The 19,411-nt window shown below is 48.6% G+C and carries 18 protein-coding genes and 1 riboswitch; of the genes, 14 read left to right on the top strand and 4 right to left on the bottom strand.

Annotated features, from left to right (window positions below):
• Positions 1-165: 165 nt before the first annotated feature.
• The 6 genes from AB4Z45_RS03625 to AB4Z45_RS03600 all read left to right on the top strand — a co-directional run bounded on the left by AB4Z45_RS03625 (position 166) and on the right by AB4Z45_RS03600 (position 5,627).
• Positions 166-927, top strand: coding sequence for a 5-oxoprolinase subunit PxpA (locus tag AB4Z45_RS03625; protein ID WP_441907953.1), 762 nt, complete (start codon positions 166-168; stop codon positions 925-927).
• 2 nt (positions 928-929) lie between these two features.
• The gene (pxpB, locus tag AB4Z45_RS03620) at positions 930-1,685 is read left to right on the top strand and encodes a 5-oxoprolinase subunit PxpB (protein ID WP_441908233.1); all 756 of its coding nucleotides are present in this window, start codon (positions 930-932) and stop codon (positions 1,683-1,685) included.
• Complete coding sequence (locus tag AB4Z45_RS03615) at positions 1,682-2,710, top strand: biotin-dependent carboxyltransferase family protein (RefSeq protein WP_441907952.1); 1,029 nt, start codon at positions 1,682-1,684, stop codon at positions 2,708-2,710. The genes pxpB and AB4Z45_RS03615 overlap by 4 nt, the downstream gene beginning before the upstream one ends.
• A 101-nt stretch (positions 2,711-2,811) precedes the next feature.
• Positions 2,812-3,579 (top strand): DeoR/GlpR family DNA-binding transcription regulator, encoded by a 768-nt coding sequence (locus AB4Z45_RS03610; protein ID WP_430061065.1) that lies wholly within the window; start codon positions 2,812-2,814, stop codon positions 3,577-3,579.
• A gap of 186 nt (positions 3,580-3,765) precedes the next feature.
• Entirely contained in the window at positions 3,766-4,620 is an 855-nt protein-coding gene (locus AB4Z45_RS03605) for a DMT family transporter (protein WP_441907951.1), read from the top strand.
• Between the two features lie 38 nt (positions 4,621-4,658).
• On the top strand, positions 4,659-5,627 hold the full coding sequence (locus tag AB4Z45_RS03600) for a metallophosphoesterase family protein (protein ID WP_441907950.1): 969 nt from the start codon (positions 4,659-4,661) through the stop codon (positions 5,625-5,627).
• A gap of 170 nt (positions 5,628-5,797) precedes the next feature.
• Here the strand turns inward: AB4Z45_RS03600 and AB4Z45_RS03595 are convergent, their stop codons facing one another.
• The 3 genes from AB4Z45_RS03595 to AB4Z45_RS03585 all read right to left on the bottom strand — a co-directional run bounded on the left by AB4Z45_RS03595 (position 5,798) and on the right by AB4Z45_RS03585 (position 8,347).
• The gene (locus AB4Z45_RS03595; protein ID WP_441907949.1) at positions 5,798-6,742 is read right to left on the bottom strand and encodes a proline dehydrogenase family protein; all 945 of its coding nucleotides are present in this window, start codon (positions 6,740-6,742) and stop codon (positions 5,798-5,800) included.
• 100 nt (positions 6,743-6,842) lie between these two features.
• Entirely contained in the window at positions 6,843-7,919 is a 1,077-nt protein-coding gene (locus AB4Z45_RS03590; protein ID WP_441907948.1) for a phosphodiester glycosidase family protein, read from the bottom strand.
• Positions 7,916-8,347 (bottom strand): hypothetical protein, encoded by a 432-nt coding sequence (locus AB4Z45_RS03585; protein ID WP_339206942.1) that lies wholly within the window; start codon positions 8,345-8,347, stop codon positions 7,916-7,918. Before AB4Z45_RS03585 ends, AB4Z45_RS03590 begins: the two co-directional genes overlap by 4 nt.
• Positions 8,348-8,609: 262 nt before the next feature.
• Between AB4Z45_RS03585 and AB4Z45_RS03580 the strand changes: the two genes are divergently transcribed.
• From AB4Z45_RS03580 to AB4Z45_RS03570, 3 genes are all read left to right on the top strand, one after another.
• The gene (locus AB4Z45_RS03580) at positions 8,610-10,367 is read left to right on the top strand and encodes a stalk domain-containing protein (RefSeq protein ID WP_441907947.1); all 1,758 of its coding nucleotides are present in this window, start codon (positions 8,610-8,612) and stop codon (positions 10,365-10,367) included.
• Positions 10,368-10,488: 121 nt separating this feature from the next.
• Positions 10,489-11,475: a peptide-methionine (S)-S-oxide reductase MsrA gene (gene msrA, locus AB4Z45_RS03575; protein ID WP_441907946.1), complete on the top strand. Its 987-nt coding sequence runs from the start codon at positions 10,489-10,491 to the stop codon at positions 11,473-11,475.
• A 47-nt stretch (positions 11,476-11,522) separates the two neighbouring features.
• Positions 11,523-12,092 carry a nitroreductase family protein gene (locus tag AB4Z45_RS03570; protein ID WP_441907945.1) on the top strand — a complete coding sequence of 190 codons (570 nt, stop codon included), beginning with the start codon at positions 11,523-11,525 and terminating at the stop codon, positions 12,090-12,092.
• 76 nt (positions 12,093-12,168) lie between these two features.
• Here AB4Z45_RS03570 and AB4Z45_RS03565 read toward each other — a convergent pair whose 3' ends face one another.
• Positions 12,169-13,446: a LysM peptidoglycan-binding domain-containing protein gene (locus AB4Z45_RS03565; RefSeq protein WP_441907944.1), complete on the bottom strand. Its 1,278-nt coding sequence runs from the start codon at positions 13,444-13,446 to the stop codon at positions 12,169-12,171.
• Between the two features lie 446 nt (positions 13,447-13,892).
• Positions 13,893-13,992, top strand: a riboswitch (purine riboswitch).
• A 320-nt stretch (positions 13,993-14,312) separates the two neighbouring features.
• On the opposite strand from AB4Z45_RS03565, the gene purE reads away from it, so the two are divergent.
• The 5 genes from purE (at position 14,313) to purS (ending at position 19,410) form a co-directional block, all read left to right on the top strand.
• Positions 14,313-14,798 carry a 5-(carboxyamino)imidazole ribonucleotide mutase gene (gene purE / locus AB4Z45_RS03560; protein ID WP_339206946.1) on the top strand — a complete coding sequence of 162 codons (486 nt, stop codon included), beginning with the start codon at positions 14,313-14,315 and terminating at the stop codon, positions 14,796-14,798.
• Complete coding sequence (gene purK / locus AB4Z45_RS03555; RefSeq protein WP_441907943.1) at positions 14,795-15,970, top strand: 5-(carboxyamino)imidazole ribonucleotide synthase; 1,176 nt, start codon at positions 14,795-14,797, stop codon at positions 15,968-15,970. Before purE ends, purK begins: the two co-directional genes overlap by 4 nt.
• Before the next feature lie 7 nt (positions 15,971-15,977).
• Positions 15,978-17,273, top strand: a complete 1,296-nt coding sequence (gene purB / locus AB4Z45_RS03550; protein ID WP_076271100.1) for an adenylosuccinate lyase — start codon at positions 15,978-15,980, stop codon at positions 17,271-17,273.
• Positions 17,274-17,288: 15 nt separating this feature from the next.
• Entirely contained in the window at positions 17,289-18,185 is an 897-nt protein-coding gene (locus AB4Z45_RS03545; protein WP_441907942.1) for a phosphoribosylaminoimidazolesuccinocarboxamide synthase, read from the top strand.
• A 979-nt stretch (positions 18,186-19,164) separates the two neighbouring features.
• Positions 19,165-19,410, top strand: coding sequence for a phosphoribosylformylglycinamidine synthase subunit PurS (gene purS, locus AB4Z45_RS03540; protein WP_175598164.1), 246 nt, complete (start codon positions 19,165-19,167; stop codon positions 19,408-19,410).
• Position 19,411: the final 1 nt, after the last annotated feature.

Genomic DNA, 19,411 nt, shown 5'->3' with positions numbered 1-19,411 from the left:
ATAATATGAAAGAAGCAGCGCTGGACCGGCGCTGCTTCTTTTTTTTGTATTTTAGCCTTATGTTGGAGATACGCAGAGGATAGGGTTGCTTATTTTCGAGCTGAAATTTGATATAATTTTGGAAATAGAGCTAGCTTTGGCAGGCGAGCAGACGGGGGAGAGCATATGTTTCGCGTGGATTTAAACTGCGATATGGGTGAAGGTTTTGGGGTTTACACAGCTGGCCTCGATAACGAGCTGATGAAATATATTACTTCAGCGAATATCGCTTGCGGTTTTCACGCTGGAGATGCAGCGACAATACGGCGCACGGTTAAGATGGCGCTAGAGAATGATGTAGCCATTGGAGCGCATCCGGGGCTGCCGGATTTGGCAGGCTTCGGCCGAAGGGTGATGGCCATAACGCCGGAGGAGGCATATGAGCTGACGGTTTATCAGCTGGGTGCGGTGTATGCTTTTGCCAAATCAGAAGGCGGAAGCGTCGCGCATGTGAAGCCGCATGGCGCTTTGTATAATATGGCTGCGAAGAGCAGACCGTTAGCCGATGCGATAGCAGAGGCAATATATAAGGTTAATCCGAGTCTGATGCTGTTCGGATTAGCGGGCAGTGAGCTTATTCACGCAGGCGAAGCTATAGGCTTGCGTACCATTCATGAAGTTTTCGCAGACCGAACCTACGAGTCGGACGGCTCACTAACGCCGCGAGGGACGGAAGGTGCTGTTATTGTTGATCCTGTTCGCGCTGCAGAGCAGACGATAAGCATGATCAGAGATGGCGAGGTCAAATCGAGACAGCATCATAGCGTTATTTTGAAGGCGGATACGGTATGCGTGCATGGGGATACGCCAGGCGCAGTAGAGAATGTCATAAGACTGCGGGCGGGATTAGAGGCAGCGAGCATATCTGTTCAGAAGGCGGGTGTATGAGCATGGAGAAGGCTGCAACGGAACCTCAGGCTCCTATTGAAATGCTGCCGCTTGGTGACTCTGCCATTATTATCCGTTTAGGCAGCTCCATTGACGAAGAAACGAACCGAACGGTCATGAATTTAAGCCGCTGTTTGGAGTGGAAACCATTTGCTGGGTTCATTGAATGCGTCCCATCCTTTGTCTCGGCGGCGATCCACTATGAACCGCTGCTGGTGAAGAGAAGCCGCACTGCAGCCGAGCTTCAGCATGCTACAATCTTTGAAACGGTATGCGCGAGAGTGCAGACATATCTATTTTTAGAGCAGCTGCACTCTTCCGATCAGGCGGATAGAACGATTGAAATTCCGGTTTGCTATGGCGGAGAGTACGGTCCTGACCTTAGCCTAGTTGCTGAGCTTAACGGACTTCCGGAGGAGGAAGTGATCGCTATACATGCTGGTGGCAGCTACTTGGTCCATATGCTCGGCTTTGCGCCAGGCTTTCCTTATTTGGGAGGAATGTCTGAGCGGATTGCCGCGCCAAGACATCAGAGGCCCCGGACGATCATTCCCCAGGGCAGCATCGGCATAGCTGGCAAGCAAACGGGCATATATTCGGTTGCAACGCCGGGCGGCTGGCAGCTGATCGGCAGAACGCCGCTTGCTCTATTTCGTCCTCAGGACGAAATTCCCAGCCTGCTTAGACCGGGGGACTTGATTAAATTTAAGCCGATAACGGAGCGGCAGTACAAGCTTTATTTAGAAGGTGAATTATGACTATAAAAGTGGTTCGTCCCGGCTTGCTCGTTACTGTACAAGATCTCGGAAGGCATGGGTATCAAAAATACGGCGTAGTCGCCGGCGGGGCTATGGATACGGGAGCTTCGCGTGCGGCTAATCTGTTAGTCGGCAACGAGGAAAGTGAGGCAGTGCTGGAAATTACACTTACCGGAACGGAGCTCTTTATGGAGAAGGATACGCTGCTCGCTATTTGCGGCGCGCGTATGTCTGTTACCGCTGGAGGCGAAACGCTGCCCTTATGGAGACCAGTACTCGTTCGCGCGGGAATGAACGTGAAATTCGGAGCTTGCCAATCGGGCTGCCGCTCCTATCTCGCCGTTGCGGGCGGATTTGATGTACCGGAGGTCATGGGAAGCAAAAGTACGTATCTGCGCGGCGCAATCGGAGGTTATTTCGGAAGGGCATTAAAGTCAGGAGATGTACTGGCAGCTAAGGCGCCGAGCCTGCTGTCAGAGCGAATGGAGCATGCTTTGCGCCGGGGATGTACTGGCAGCGTTGCGGTGCCGCTCTGGCATGCGAGTCATTTTGCGATAGCGGACAATCTAGCGGACCCGATCATTCGCGCGATGACGGGCACGCATTACGAGCTGTTTACAGAGACAAGCCGGGCGAGCTTATTTAGCCAGAGCTTCCAGATTTCCGCACAGTCCGATCGAATGGGATATCGGCTCGAAGGAACGGAGAAGCTGACGCTCGCGAAGCCGCTTGAGCTGCTTTCGGAGGCTGTCGCAAACGGAACGGTCCAAGTGCCGGCTGGCGGAGAGCCGATCGTGCTGCTGGCGGACAGACAGACAACGGGCGGTTATCTACGTATTGCGCAAGTCGCAACGGTCGATATTCCTGTTTTTGCACAGCTAAAGCCTGGCGATCGTTTTCGGTTCGAGAGGATCACGCAGCAAGAAGCGGAACAGCTTTATTTGGACAGCGAGCGTGACATGAGAATGCTGAAAGCCGCTATAACACTAAAATTTAATGCCGCGAATGAAAGGGTTACAAGATGAACACTGCTCTTAGCGGCTGAGCCTCTTTCCTTGATTTATGGTAGACTACTAATCAAGAAGCAGGAATTACCGGAAGGCACGGCATAGAGGAGTGATAGCAATTGTTCGCACAGCAGCGGCATCAATTAATTATCCAAAAAATAAATAGCGACAAATCGATTCGAGCGTCGGAGCTTATGGAATCGTTTGGCGTCTCTTTTGAAACGATAAGGCGCGATCTAGAGCATTTGGAGAACCTTGGCTTATTGCAGAGGGTTCATGGCGGTGCGATTTTAAAAGAGCCGGATTACAGCCGGGAAATCCCGCTACCGATTCGTGAATCGATTTACTTGACGGAGAAGACGGAATTGTCGCAGCTCGCCATTCGATATGTAACGGAAGGAATGTCCATCGCACTTGATGTAAGCACAACCAATACTCAGATTGCGAAGATGCTCAAGACAAAGTTCGAGCGATTGACGATTATTACGAATTCCTTGCCAATCGTAAATGAATTAATCGATGTCCCCGGTTTTACGCTGATCATGATCGGAGGCATTATCCGTCAAGCAGAACAGAGCATTATCGGAGACTTGGCTGAAGAATTCGCTTCCCGCTTTCATGCAGACTTGTTTTTTATGAGCATGAGCGGAGTTACATTGGACGAAGGCATTACCGACAATGCGATTGGTGAAGTACAGGTGAAGAAGATTATGCAAGCAAACGCAAAAAGCACGATCGCGCTTGCCGACAGCAGCAAATTTGATCAAGTCTCCCTGCTCAAGGTGTGCGGTTGCGCGGATGTAGAACGTTTCGTTACAGATTCGAAGATCGGTCTTGATCTAGTCGATAAATATAAACGGAGCGGCATTGAGATTGTTTATGAGTAGAGATGAATAATAAAGGGGACTTTGACTGTCCTAAAGACTCTTGGTTATATACCAAGGGTCTTTTTTGCTTTCTAATGAAAAGTATATATTAAGATATTGTAAATGTGTGTGTTTGTGTGATATTGTGTTGGAATATGTGGAACTGATAGTTGAATCTAAATGTGGATCGATGGAGGTGTTTCTTATTTGATTGTTATTTCTCTTATTCTTGTCTTGTGTTCCGGTTTGGCGCATGCGGTGTGGAATATGCTAGCTAAGCAAAGTACGGATAAAGCGTTGTTCTTATGGGTGATTTATATGCCTGCGACTATTGTTTTGCTGCCGACACTCATTAATGAACTTTTGAGTGCGTCACTATCGCAGACACAGTGGCTGTTAATCGGGGCATCGTTAATGATGCAAAGCGTTTATTCGCTGCTGCTCGCTTACACCTATAATGCTGGAGATTTATCGCAAGTGTATCCGATCATGCGGGGGACACCAACCTTGCTTATCCCAGCCATCGGCGTATTGCTATTAAAAGAGACATTGCCTTTGTGGGGCTGGATCGGACTCAGCTTTATGCTGATCGGGTTCATCGTCATGATCGGAAGATCTTCGGGCAAAGGGCATCAGCAGTCTTTCTATAAGCCTGTACTGCTGGCGATGAGCGTTGGGCTATGCATTACCACTTACACGCTTATCGATAAAGTGAATTTACAGCATCTCTCTCCCCTTGCGCTGCTTGAGGTGACGAATATCGGTTTTGTACTCGGATTGACGCCTGCTGTTCTTCGCTCTAAACGGCTTAAGCATGTTATTCGCACTCATATTAATATTATTTGGATTGGCGCTATCTTGTCTCCGGGCTCGTACTTGCTGTTTTTGCTTGCAGCCAGAAATGCCAATATTTCCACAGTTGCGCCTATGCGCGAGGTGGGAATCGTGTTTGGCACGCTCCTTGGTCTATTTGTATTAAAAGAGTCGCAAGGGACTCGCAGAATTACGGCTTCGATCGCTGTAGTTATGGGCATTATTATGATTGCGTCATCAGGGCATTAAACAATAGCACCTGAATACCTAATGGAGAGGGAGTAAGGATGAAGATGGAAAACGCCAAAAAGCTTCGTTTTCGCAAAGACGGCACTTTTACAATTGTCCAGTTCACAGATATTCATTGGCAGGACGGATCGGACTTAGATTTGCGTTCCAAGGCTGCGATGGAGCTTGTACTTGAGGCTGAACAACCGGATTTTGTTATGTTTACAGGAGATGTCATTTTCACGGGCAGAGGTTCAGACGGAGCAGTCTTATGCCAAGATCCGCTTCAAGCGTTTCGCGACGCGGTTGCCGCTGCCGAGCAGAGAGGCATTCCGTGGGGAATCGTATTCGGCAACCACGATACGGAGAACGATATTACCCGCGACGACCTGATGGGCGAGGTGCTAAAGCACGCTCATACGTTTGCCGAGCCGGGACCGCGTGATATCCATGGCACAGGCAACTATGCGTTACCTGTACTTGGGTCTGACAACGATCAAGCGGCCGCTGTGCTTTACTGCCTGGACTCCGGCGATTATTCCAAGCTGCCTGGCGTACCCGGCTACGATTGGATTCAGCATGATCAAGTGCAGTGGTACATGGAGCAATCCAAGGAGTGGAAAGCTCGTCATCAGGGCGCTGCATTGCCGGCACTCGCATTCTTTCATATCCCTTTGCCTGAATACCAAGAAGTGTGGGACCGGGCAGTGTGCTATGGCCATAAACATGAGGGGGTATGCGCCGCGCAGACGCAAGCAGGTTTCTTCTCAGCAATGTTGGCACAGGGAGACGTGATTGCAACTTTTTGCGGCCATGACCACACGAACGACTATTGGGGAGAGCTTTATGGGATTCGTCTTTATTACGGACGAGCAACAGGATACAACACTTACGGCAAGGAAGGCTTCCCGCGGGGTGCCCGCGTGATTCGCTTGACCGAAAACGAACGGAACGTGGAATCATGGCTGCGTCTTGATGACGGCACGGTCACCCTGCATCAGCCGGAGCATCAGCCGGAAATCGGTTAATACAAGCACTTATAATTAAATATCCAGAAGAAGCAAAGATGTCCCGAATATTCTTAGGAATGCGGGACATCTTTTTTTTGCGGAAATCATTTCTATTCATGTTCAGGTAGAGGAATTAGATCGATAGAAAAAAACAGTCGAGCAGGTAAAGCTATCCTGCTTGACTGTTATTACTTAGGGGATGCTTTCTTTAGACCGGACATGTTTTTAAGAACGAGCATGAGGTTAGCTGGTTTCTCGGCAAGTCGGCGGGTGAAGTAGGGGTACCACATGGCGCCGTAAGGGACGTAACAGCGGATGCGGTAGCCTTCCTTTGCGAGCTTCGCCTGTTCATTCATGCGGAGACCGTAGAGCATTTGGAACTCGAAGGCGCTTTTGGCTATACGGTTCGTGCGCGCATAAGCTTTTACCCAGCTAATGATAGCATCATCATGTGAGGCAATGGCGGTATAGATGCCTTTGTCCAAATGAGCCTTGATCATGCTTTTGAAATTTTCGATAACCTCGTTTTTATCTTGATAGGCGACCTCACTCGATTCTTTGTAGGCGCCTTTAACGAGTCGCAAGCTTATGCGTGCTTGAAGCATATCGTTAACATCCTGCTCCGTTCGGAATAGGTAAGCCTGCAGCACGGTGCCGACATTGGTTAAGCCTTCTTTGTGGAGCCTTTTAACGATATCGATTGTAGCTTGCGTATAAGGCGTATTCTCCATGTCAATTCGAACGAAGTTTCGATGGCGCCTTGCATGCTTGACTACGTCTCGAATGTTGGCGTAACAAGCCGCCTGGTCAAGAGCGAGACCCATTTGAGTAGGCTTCAGCGATACATGAGAATTAGCTTTTCGATCAGCTATGCCTTCGATTAGCTTCAAATATTGATCTCTGTATGCTGATGCCTCGCTTAAGTCCTGTATACCTTCGCCAAGATGGTCGAGCGTTGCCATAATGCCTAGCTTGCCCAGCTTTTCGAGCTCAAGCAAAGCCTCTTCAAGCGTCTCCCCCGCAATAAATCGGCTCGCGAGTTTTTTTCCATACGTAGTTGAAAGCTTTTCTACGAGCGGAATGCCTGTAATCGTCAATAATGATTTGCGGTACCATTTCGATCCAATGCCCATTCGTGCTGCTCCTTTCCGAAGAACAGTAGTAGGGGTCAAAACTTAGGAGTTCGATAATAGTATATTCAGAAATCATCTTCATCGCGCTATGCAGGCCTAATTATTTAAATAACAAAAAGTGCGTCGGCAGCTTGCGAAGCTGTCCGTCGGAAGGCTTATTAATGACTCTTCCGTTAAAAATGAGCGAGGACGAGCCGCCGCCATCTAGGTTGTAGCCGTCAACGGCGCCATAGCGCTGCAGCAATAGCTGCATTTCACCAAGCGTAGCCCCTGAGCTGCCTGATTCGTTGTAGCCGTCAGCTACAAGAAACAGCAGCTGATCATCCTTGAAATTAGCAATGACGGTCCGTGGCGCGCGTTTTGGACTCGTCTGCCATTTGGCTGGAATCGGTTGTGGAGATCCGCCGCGCAGCAGTACAGGAACAAAGGATGCACCGAATTTCGGTTTTTTGGCATCCAGCTGTTGTTTGCTTGCGAATTTTCCGCCGATGAGCTCATTTTGCTCGTTTAACCCTACAAAAAACAAATCCGCACGCGGCGGCTCAAAGCTTGTCACGTAATCTCCGTCCACGATAGTTGTGCTTAGCGGATATCTTTTGCCTCGTCCATCTGCAAAGCCGCCTGCATTAATGCCAGCAACAGCTCCATGCCGGTTGACTGCAGCGAGCGTAGTCTCCGCTTGTCCAAGCTCTTCACCGCCGAGTGACATCGTCATCGCATTTTTGCTCTTAAGCTTCACCTTGAGCGCGTACGCCGAGAAGTTTTCTGCTTTTATGTAGAAAAGCTGTGCTCTTAGCTTGTCCGATTCAATCGTACCGGCGACCTTGCCAAGCTTGCTCGTAATATTGCGGTCGTAAATTTGCAAAGGCCTCATTGCCTGGGATGCAGCCATAGAAGATATCTTTGCCATATCGGCATTCGTTTCTTTGTACAGCTTCAGCTGTCTTTGAATGGACTCTCGTGTTTGTGATGCGGTCTCCTGTGCGAGGTCAAGGCCGGCAGCAGCATGCTTAATATCGGATTCGGGTAGCCTTGTTTGCTCGGTAATGGGCTTTGGAAAGGCTTCAGCAGATAATTGAATAACGATATCGGACAATAACAGCCAGATCATAATGCCTAGAAAAGGTGCACAGGCAAGCAGTGCAGTTCGATTTAACGCTTTGACGGTAATATTCATTTAAGCACGTCCAAGCTCTTCTGCAGCTCATTAAGCTGCTTTTTCACTTCATTCAGCTGCGTATACAGCTTGTTGCTGTTGTCCGTTTTGGAAGCGGCGTTGTCCTTCGTGAACGTAAGCAGTTCATTCAGCGCATCGACTTTTGCCTTTAGCTCAGCAAGATCTGCGGTGTAGTCGGTTTCGAGCTTCAGCATGCGAGCCTCATAAGCTTGCTGCATAGCCGCAATTTGGCCAGCGGTTTGCTGCTCCAAGTTTGCGGATAACGTCTGCTGAATCCGTTCGGTATACCATTTGGCGCCCAATATGCCGGAGCATATAATAATGACCCATATGCAGACAAAAAGAAGGAAGGTACGGTTTCCTTTCTTTCTGCGTGTTTTCTTATCGAATTGGCTGGCAGTGCGTTGTTCCAAAATCAAATCACTCATTCTATTCATTCACCTCTCTTGATAGTCACTTGCACGAAAGATCGGATGAACGAACTGCTAGCAAGGGTACATAGATTAGACTTCAATTGCTCCTAAATAGTTGCGGATGTCATCTTATTGTAACAAAGACAAACGTAGATGTCCTTTGCGATAGATGGGAATTTCCTGTAAATTTCAAATCGGACCGGAACATTCTCCCTCCTTTCGGCGTCTAACCATAAGGGATGCGGCAGCCGATGCCGCAAATTGGAAGGAGATCAAGATGAAAACACAGAATTGGTTTAAGCAAATGACTAAGCGAGTTCTCATAGCAGGCTTACTCGTTTCGCTGGCAGGTACTGGATTTGGAGTGAAGGAGGAAGCTAATGCAGCTGAGCGTCAGCCGATAAAGGTTGTGTTTGTGCATGGTTCGAAAAAAATGACTGTAAACGGCAAGGCACAGCAAATGACGGCGCCGCTGCCGGTAGTAAAGGGAGTTACGATGATTCCTGTTCGGACGATTGCTACTTCCGTTGGGGCAAGCGTTTATGCTGATAGTAAAGGCACTCATATCGATACTTATTTCAACAAAGTTACACTGAACAACAATATGCGTGGTGCGAATCGCAACGGAAGCTATGTTGTACTGCCTAATGCAGCTACACAAATTAATGGAACGATGCATGTGCCTCTTTCAGCAGTCAAGCTGCTGTGGAATGCCACTTACGTGTTCAATGCACAGCTTAAGCAAATTACCATAACAATTCAGCCGGAGCCAAACGTGCCGCCAGTAGCCCGCTTCGAAGCTCCGTATGAGGTGAAGCTCGGGGAGCCGATCGAATTTAAGGATTTGAGTTACGACCCTGATGGCAAAATCGTGAAGACAGAGTGGACCGGTCGTAAAAGTACATATTTTGAGCCAGGTGTTTATACCGTTACTCAAAGTGTCTACGACAATGATGGCGCACGAAGTGAAGTCGTGTCTCAAGATATTCGTGTAACAGAAGAGGTTATGTATACGCCTTATGAATACTACATGCGTTATGGTAACCCGGGCGATAAATTTGAAGTTGACGGGAAACTGATGAACACCTTCAAAGAGGTGGATACAATTGAGTCCAAAGGCGGCCGCACATTGTATATGTCGAATGCGCCGGAGCGTTTCTTTGGAGAAGGTTTGCTATACGAAGATACTTTGAATGATGCAAGTCGTTTATTCCTACATCACCGCAACGGCTCTGACGAGCGATTGAAGCTGGCGGTTGTAGTTACGAATAACGAAAGCGAAAGCGTAAAGCTGACGATTGGCAACCGCGGCCTTGCTGGACCAAGCGTCAGTGCTATGCAATTTGGATCGGCTGCAGTGGCTAGATATTTTGCAAGCTCACAGCCGCGCGAGATGATTATTGAGCCTGGCACTTCCGCTGTGCTGCTGCCGGAGCTTGAGAAAATTATTATGAATCCAGACGAAGGTTTCTCGGGCTTGCTTGATGTCGATATGGACGGAAAGCTGACATTTTCCACGATGGCTCTTAAAGTAGACACCGACCCGATTAGTGCAGTGTCAATGGTTACTGAGCTGGAGAAGGTCGGAAATCGCGGCAAGTTCTTCGATACCGATCAATATATTGAAGTGAATGAGAAGGTTGGCGTTACAGAAAGCAAGCTGCGTTTAGGTCAACGTGGTCCTGCTATGGCAGGTGTAGATGCATTGACAGGCGGAATGACTATTAACGGCGGGGAATATGGTGCCGTAACGACCGTCAAGCTCAAAAATGTCGCTTGGGGTACACGGATTATTCTTAATCCTCGAGCGGGAATTTTCCAAGGCGCAGTTAGTGTAAATGGAAAAGTGGTTTACGTCCCTTCAGGCGGTCATGTGAAGGTAGGCGAAGGAGCATTGATCTATACGCAACCGAATCAACCCGCTGGAGCAGCAGGCATGCAGCCTGCGCCAGAAGTAACGATTCAGTATTCATCACCGGGCGCAAGCTCATTACCGATCTTATTCGTATTTTTTCCAGGCTCGGACTTTAAATAACCAAGTAGAAGGAGGAAACGTCGCTGCCAAGCGATGTTTCCTCCTTTTTTTGTTGTTAGCCCATCTAGTATTGTATAATAGAGATTCATTATCATTTGAACCAACTAGGAGGATGATCAGCATGGATCAACCAATTACAAATAACGGCGCGAGCCGAAAAGAAGCAAAAGCCATGTTCGCAGGAGGCTGCTTCTGGTGCATGGTATCGCCATTCGAGGAAATGCCGGGAATTATATCGGTCGTATCCGGATATACGGGTGGACATACGGTAAACCCAACGTATCAGGAAGTATGCTCGGAGACGACAGGTCATGCGGAAGCGGTACAAATTACGTATGATCCTGCGATCTTCCCTTATGAGAAGCTGCTTGATATTTTTTGGAAGCAAATCGACCCTACGGATGCAGGCGGTCAGTTCCATGATCGCGGGGAATCTTATCGGACAGGTATTTATTATTATGATGAAGAGCAGCGCGAGCTGGCGGAAGCTTCTAGACAAGAGCTTGAAGCTAGCGGTCGCTTCGACCGGCCAATCGTAACGGAAATCGAACCGGCGCAAGCTTTTTATCCGGCAGAGGACTATCACCAGGGCTATCACAAATCGAATCCGTATCGTTACAAAATGTATCGTAAAGGCTCTGGCCGCGACGCTTTTATTTCACAAAACTGGGCGATTAAGAAAGACCCTACAGAATTGAAGCAGCGTCTTACGCCGATCCAGTATGAAGTCACACAAAACAGTGGAACAGAACGTCCATTTACAGGGGAGTATTGGGATCACACCGAGGATGGCATTTATGTAGATATCGTTTCTGGAGAGCCGCTGTTCAGCTCCCGCGATAAATACGATGCTGGCTGCGGTTGGCCGAGCTTCACAAAGCCGCTGCAAGCAGCAGCTGTTTCTGAGCATACGGACTCCTCTCATTATATGGTACGGGTCGAGGTTCGCAGCAAAGAGGGCGATTCTCATCTCGGTCATGTATTTGATGACGGACCGCAGCCGACGGGGCTTCGTTATTGCATCAATTCCGCCTCACTGCGGTTTATCGGCAAGGATAAGCTGGAGGAAGAAGGATACGGCGAATATTTGCATCTGTTTGAGCAATAAGTTTTTAAGCATCTTATTATAGGCATTTGGGTGGAGGAGAAGCTGAAATGAACATAGAAGAAGCGATTCGCACGAGAAGAACGATTGGAAGAGTGAAGAAGGACCCTGTTGACCGTGCGCTTATTGAACGGTTGTTGGATGCAGCTGTTTGGGCGCCTAGCCATCATAATACGCAGCCTTGGTCATTTATAGTTATGACGGGTGAAGGCAGAGGGCGGCTTGCAGAAGGATATGCGCGTGTAACCGCGGCCGCTGTTCCTGAGCTGAGCGGACAGCCGCTTGAAGATCGTTTGGCTAAAGAACGTACCAAAGCATTCCGTGCCCCAGTCGTTATTGCGGCAGTATGCTCGCCTTCGGATGATCCGCGCGCTATTCTGGCAGAGGAGCTTGCTGCTGCTCAAGCAGCGGTGCAAAATTTGCTGCTTTCAGCACATGCAAATGGACTTGGGGCGATATGGCGTTCGGGCGATCCAATGTACCACCCGATTATGAGAGAAACATTTGGCCTGCGTGAACAAGATCAAATCGTAGGTTTTATTTACCTAGGTTATCCGGATATGACGGCTCCAGAGCCGCAGCGTGTACCTGCCACTGCAAAAACGGTGTGGTTGGTTTAATAAATAAATAAGAAGGCCGTACCGTTCGATTATGCCGAACGATACGGTCTTCTTTTTATCTGTATTAAATTATTAATTATATGAGCTTTTTCACTTTAAAATTGGCTTGCAGCACATACCAGTTTTGCGGGAACGGTACGCCGAGCACCCAATAGCCGATGCCGCGAAGCTTATATATTTTGACAAGATTGAATTTGGCCTGAACGCTGCGTGCATCCTCATACCAGACGACATGCTCTCGGCCTTCCTTGTCGTAATAGTTATAGTAAGGTGATTGTCCCTCATCATCATATTGAATGGTGGCTCCGTAAGTATTCGCACGAATTACCGCTTCATGCGGACTGATCGTCGGTGCCCACTTTCCGCCTTGGACGTAGGGAAGTGTCCAATCGTAGCCATACAAAGGCATGCCCATAACGATTTTTTGGGGAGGAATAACGCTTAGGGCATATTGCAGCACCTTGTTGACCTCGTTCAGCGGAGCTACGGCTCGCGGCGGCCCGCCCGACCAGCCCCATTCATAGGTCATGAGAATAACAAAATCGGCGATGCGGCCTAGAGCCTGGTAATCATGCGCTTCATATAATGTGCCTGCTTGGTCGGCATTCAGCTTGGGCGCGAGGCAAACGGATACGAGATAATTTTCCGGGTGCAGGCTGTCGACGAGATTTTGAATAAAATGTTGAAATAACTCACGATCGGCAGGCTGAACATATTCGAAATCAACATTGAGCGCTAAATAACCTTTCTGCTTCATCATAACGAGAATGCTCGTTATGAGTTTTTGTTGAAGCCCGGCATCTGCGAGCACCGCATGGGCAGTATCAGGACTGAATGTGCCGTTTTCGAAATTAGTTAGAACCATCATAGGCGTTGTTTGTGTCTGGTAGGCTGCATTTATAATAGCTGAATCATCTAAAAGCGTAAAAGTACCGTCAGCCTGTACACGGTAACTGAATGGGTTTAAATAGGTTAGATGTTGGCCAATGTCCTCAATTAAACGAACACCGGCAGCGTCAAATTTCTGTGTATAGGCGTTTACTTCAATTGTTGGCCGCACGGTTTGAGGAATAACGAGTGTTTGCCCCGGGTAAATAAGGGCGGGATTAGAGATTTTGTTTATTTTCGCGAGCTCCTGCAGTGTAACGCCATATCGCTGGGCGATTAGCCAGAGCGATTCACCGTAATGTACTTTATGAGTGCTTGCATCAATTGGAATAATAAGCGCCTGACCAATAACGAGTACGTTCGGGTCGCTAAGGCCGTTTGCATCTGTGATGTCGCTTATCGACAAATCGTATATTTGAGATAGTTTATAGATGGAATCTCCTTTTTGCACGACATGAATATGCACCCTATTCGAGCCTCCTTTTTAAAATGATTAGCTATTGCGGTCTCGGCTGCGGTGCCTGCCTGAATGCTAAGAAAAGACTCTTTTATAATGTATTCATTAATTGGCTCTCGCATTCGAATGGGAAATGACAAACCGCTCGCTTAAGGCAGACGGAGAAATGGGAATGATAAGGAAGAGGTCAAAGAAAAAGTACGACAGCCAATACGAATGGGGGTTGTACAGAATAGTAAAGAAGGTAAGTTTAGGGAATGATCAGGTGCTATACACCTGAATATGGTTATTTCATACGGGATTTCCGATTATTTTGTTCAAAAAAACGAACCTTTATAAAACATTCTCTTTTAATGTTCGTATTTCATTGACAGTGGTTTGGGGATTAGATAAACTAGAATAGGTTTGAGGCGGAATTGTCCGCTGGAACGTATTGCTGTTTGTTTGTCTTCCTACTATTTCATTTAAAGTTTACTCGTATATATTCGGGATCAGGCCTGAATGTTTCTACCCGAGAACCTTAATTTTCGGACTACGAGCAAAATGAGACGATAAGCGATATCGAATCGTAAGGTTTCGGATCGCCATAAAGCAAATGCAAGTCTGCAAAGTGCCTTGTTAGTTGGACACTGGTTGCCTCTTTTACGGGGCAGCCTTCTGTTGTCTTTTCGGCTCTGCAGCACGATTTGTCTCGTCCTCATTGAAGTGAAGCTTGATTGGCCATGGATTCGCATGAATACCGGTCTGTGCTTCCGCTCCGGTCCTGCGGCATCCCCATTCTTATGGCTGCTGAAGGGCCTTTTCTATTTTGGATGTGTTGTTTTATAGGATGCTTGATCATTAATTATCTTATAGATGAAAGTGGGTTTGAACGCATGTCTGCGAAGGTTGGCGTCATCATGGGCAGCAAATCGGATTGGGACACAATGAAATTAGCCTGCGACGTACTAGAGGAATTGCAAATTCCTTATGAGAAAAAAGTCGTTTCCGCGCATCGGACACCGGATTTAATGTTCGAGTATGCAGAAACTGCAGTAGAACGAGGGCTTAAGGTAATTATTGCCGGAGCCGGCGGAGCTGCACATTTGCCCGGCATGGTCGCTGCTAAGACGATTTTGCCGGTTATTGGCGTTCCCGTGAAGTCCTCGAATTTGAGCGGACTTGATTCCTTGCTCTCTATCGTTCAAATGCCTGGCGGCATTCCAGTAGCTACGGTAGCTATTGGCAACGCAGGCGGAACGAATGCTGGACTGCTCGCGGCACAAATGCTGGGAGCGTTTGATCCCGAGGTGCAAGCGCGTGTAATCGCACGTCGCGAACGTGTAAAGCAGGAAGTACTGGAAAGCAGTGAGACGTTATGAGTCAAAAAACGGACAAGCAAACGATTCAGACGCTGTTGCCGGGCAGTACGATCGGCATATTAGGCGGTGGGCAGCTTGGACGAATGATGGCGAATGCAGGCAGCGCGATGGGGTATCGCTTCATTGCTCTTGATCCAACGCCGGATGCTCCGACTGGACAAGTAGCAGAGCAAATCGTCGCAGCTTACGACAATCACGATGCGGCGAGGGAGCTTGCAAAACGATCGGATGTCATCACATACGAATTCGAGAATGTGGACGCAGATGTAGCAGCGATGCTGATGGCAGAATCTTATGTGCCGCAGGGAAGTGAGCTGCTGTATACAACGCAGCATCGGCTTCGCGAGAAGCGGGCGATTGAAGCAGCTGGCGTACGTGTTGCCCCTTACCGCGAGATTCGCAGCGCAGACGAGCTGCGCGAGGCTGTTGCCGCCTTTGGAACACCTTGCGTATTGAAAACAGCTATGGGCGGTTACGATGGCAAAGGCCAATGGGTCATTCGCAGCGAAAGCGAAATAGAAGAAGCGTATGAGACCTTAGCACGAGCGCGCGTCCAACTGGTGCTTGAGCAGTTCATTCGTTTTGATAAGGAAATATCAGTTATAGCGGCGAGAAGTCCGCAGGGTGAGATCAAGGTTTTCCCTGTCGCGGAAAACATACACGTCGATAATATATTGCATTTGTCTATCGTGCCAGCAAGGATTACGGAGGATTTGCAGCAGCAAGCAGAACGGCTTGCAGAGCGTATCGCTGAGGGATTAGGCGTAGTTGGTCTAATTGCAGTAGAGCTGTTCGTTACAGCGGATGGTGAGCTGTTCGTAAATGAGCTTGCACCACGCCCGCATAACAGCGGTCACTACACGATGGAAGCCTGCCGGACGTCACAGTTCGAGCAGCATGTACGCGCGGTGTGCAATCTGCCGCTCGGAGATACGACGCTTATGAGTCCTGTTGTTATGGTGAACGTGCTGGGTGAGCATGTCGCACCGCTTCTAGAGCTTACAGCTCGCGCGGATGAAGCGGCTAAGCGCTTGAAGGTCGCTCCGAAATTGCATTTGTACGGGAAAAAGGAAGCTGTTGTGAAGCGGAAGATGGGCCATGTCAATGTTTTGGCAGAAACGACGGATGCTGCGCTTAGCTGGATCGAAGAAACAACTATTTGGAAGGTGTGAAGCAATCATGTTAGATCGTTACAGCAGACCGGAAATGAGAGCTATTTGGACAGAGGAAAATAAATTCAGAGCATGGCTGGAAGTTGAGCTTTGCGCATGCGAGGCTTGGTCTGAGCTAGGCGTTATTCCGAAGGAAGACGTTGTCGCGCTTCGCGCATCAGCTGATTTCGATATCGACCGGATTTATGAAATTGAGCAGGACACTCGTCATGACGTTATCGCGTTTACACGCGCCGTATCTGAGAAAGCAGGCCCTGAAGGCAAATGGGTGCATTACGGCCTTACTTCTACGGACGTTGTTGATACAGCTATCGGTTATTTGCTTCTTCAAGCTAACGCGATTCTCGTTAAAGATATCGAACGTTTTATCGAAATTCTTAAAAACAAAGCATTGCAATACAAGGATACGCCGATGATGGGCCGTACGCATGGCGTACACGCGCAACCAACAACCTTTGGTCTGAAAATGGCGCTTTGGTACGAGGAAATGAAGCGCAACCTGGAGCGTTTCCACCATGCTGCGAACAATGTGCAGTTCGGTAAAATGTCCGGTGCGGTAGGTACATTCGCAGATATCGATCCTTTTGTTGAAGAATTTGTATGCAAGAAGCTTGGCATTACCGCAGCTCCAATCTCAACACAAACGTTGCAGCGTGACCGTCACGCTGAATATATGGCGACTCTTGCACTCGTAGCCTCTTCGCTTGATAAGTTTGCAACTGAAATTCGCGCTTTGCAAAAGAGTGAGTTCCGTGAAGTAGAAGAAGCGTTCGCAAAAGGTCAAAAAGGTTCATCCGCAATGCCGCACAAACGCAACCCAATCGGATGCGAGAACATTTCCGGCTTGTCCCGCGTTATTCGCGGACATATGGTTACAGCTTACGAGAACATTGCCCTTTGGCATGAACGCGATATTAGCCACTCGTCTGTTGAACGTATTATTTTGCCGGATGCAACGATGCTGCTTAACTACATGCTGAACCGTTTGGGCAACATCATCAACAACCTGACCGTGTTCCCGGAAAACATGAAGCGCAACATGCAAGCGACATATGGCGTACCATTCTCTGGCCGCGTATTGACGAAGCTGATCGACAAAGGCTTCAGCCGTGAGAAAGCTTATGACACGGTACAACCGCGTGCAATGCAGGCATGGGAAACAAAACGTCAATTCCGCGAACTCATTGGTGAGACAGAGGAAATTACAAGCGTGCTGACGACAGAAGAAATCGATGATTGCTTCGATCCAGCTTGGCATCTGAAGCATGTTGATACGATTTTCACACGTCTTGGATTGATTTAAGGGGAGGCTGGCCTGATGACTGCACCATCGCAAGCTCTATCGACAGCTGTCGATTATATTAAAGCTCCGCTGATTTACAAAGGAAAGGTTCGTGAGCTGTACGATCTGGGCGAGCATTTCCTCATCGTCGTAACCGACCGCATTTCCGCTTTTGACTACGTGCTTGACCCTGCGGTGCCTGACAAGGGCAATGTGCTGAACCGTTTGTCCGCTTACTGGTTCGAGCAAACCGCTGACATTCAAGTGAACCACGTCGTTCATACCGATGTGGAGAAGCTTGGCGGTCTCGTCACCGAGCCGGAGCTGCTCAAAAACCGGATTATGGTTACCCGCAAAGCGGAGCGCATCGATATCGAATGTGTGGTTCGCGGCTATATCACTGGTGGCGGCTGGAGACAGTATCAGCAAACGTCAGCGATTAACGGTATAGAGCTTCCATCAGGCCTCCGCAAAAACGAACGTTTTCCTGCTCCAATCTTTACGCCGGCAGCGAAAAACGACGTTGGTCACGACGAGGACATCCCATTTGAGAAAATGGCTGAAATGGTCGGGGCTGAGCTTGCCGAGGAGCTTCGTGACCGCAGCATCAAGCTGTACGAATACGCTCATGGCTATTGCGCAGAGCATGGCATCATCCTTGCCGATTGCAAATTCGAGTTTGGACTCATCGACGGCAAAGTGATCTTGATCGACGAAATTTTCACGCCTGACTCCTCCCGCTTCTGGGCGGAAGGCAATTATGCGCTGGATATCGAGATCGACAGCATGGACAAAGAGCCGGTACGTACGTACTTACTAGGCTCTGATTGGGATCGCGACAGCAAGCCAGCACCGCTGCCGGACTTCGTAGTAGCTGAAACAACGTCCCGCTACCGCGACATCTACCGCCGTCTTACTGGCGTCGAGCTGTAGGAGCTTTGCTAGCTGAGTGCGGAACGGGAAAAACAGGCGTTAAATGCTGTGAAATCGAGCTAGGACGCCGAAGTTGATGCAAATAACGCCTGAAACTCCCGCTAATCGCAGCAAAATAGCATTCATAATTGAACTAACGGGAAAAACGGACGTTAAATGCTGCAAAACCGAGCTAGGTCGCCGAAGTTTCTGCAAATAACGCCCAAAGTTCCCGCTAATTCCAGCAAATTAGCTTTAATAGTTGGATTAACGGGAAAAAAGGGCGTTAAATGCTTGAAAATCGAGCTACGACGTCGAAGTTGAGGCAAATAACGCCTAAAATTCCCGCTAATCGCAGCAAATTAGCTTTAATAGTTGGATTAAGGGGAAAAAAGGGCGTTAAATGCTGCAAAATCGAGCTAGGACGTCGAAATTAGTAAAATTAACGCCCAAAATTCCCGCTAATCGCAGCAAATTAGGTTTTAGGCTTGATTTAACGGTAGAAATTCCCGTTATATTAAAATCCGTCGCTGAAAGCCGGATGGAATGATTTTAACAACGTCGAACGAGAGCGATGACGCTGACATAGGGGTGCTGAAGCGCATGCCGCTTAGGCAGGCAGTCAGCGAGAGCGCTGCTGCACCCCATAAACTTTAACCTGAGCGCGAAAGTGCAAGGTTGCAATGCATTACTGACAGGCAGCATAGTCACAGGCCAGTCAAATAGGAATCAAGCGGCCAGCGATAGCGCGGCCGCCAAACAAACGCTTCACCGACCACCCTCGCAAAGGCTTTATCTCAAAATGTGTGAGCTCGGAGAGCGGGAAGTTGTTGCTGGAGAGCGACAGCGATCGCTTCTTGAAGCCGGGAAATTACCGCAAAGCGTGTAATCAGAATTTCCCGGCTTCGAAAGCGGCGTAAGCAATAACTCCCGCGCCCGAGCGGCAATCACATTTTGACGAAAATCTGCTGCGAGAAAAAACCCACATTTTCAGGAGGCTATTATGAAGGCAACCGTCTACGTCACTATCAAGCAAAACGTTTTGGATCCACAAGGAACCGCTGTACAAGGAGCGCTTCACACACTTGGTTTCTCTGAAGTCGAAAAAGTACGCATCGGCAAATATTTGGAGCTTGAGCTTGATACGACTGACCGCGCAGAAGCGGAAGTACGCATTAAAGCCATGTGCGAGAAGCTGTTTGCGAACACGGTTGTAGAAGATTTCCGTTTTGAGCTGGAGGGATAGG

The sequence above is a fragment of the Paenibacillus sp. MCAF9 genome, assembly GCF_052114265.1.
Lineage (GTDB): Bacteria > Bacillota > Bacilli > Paenibacillales > Paenibacillaceae > Pristimantibacillus.
Note: the sequence above shows the minus strand (reverse complement) of the source record. Positions and strands in the feature narration are given on the sequence as shown.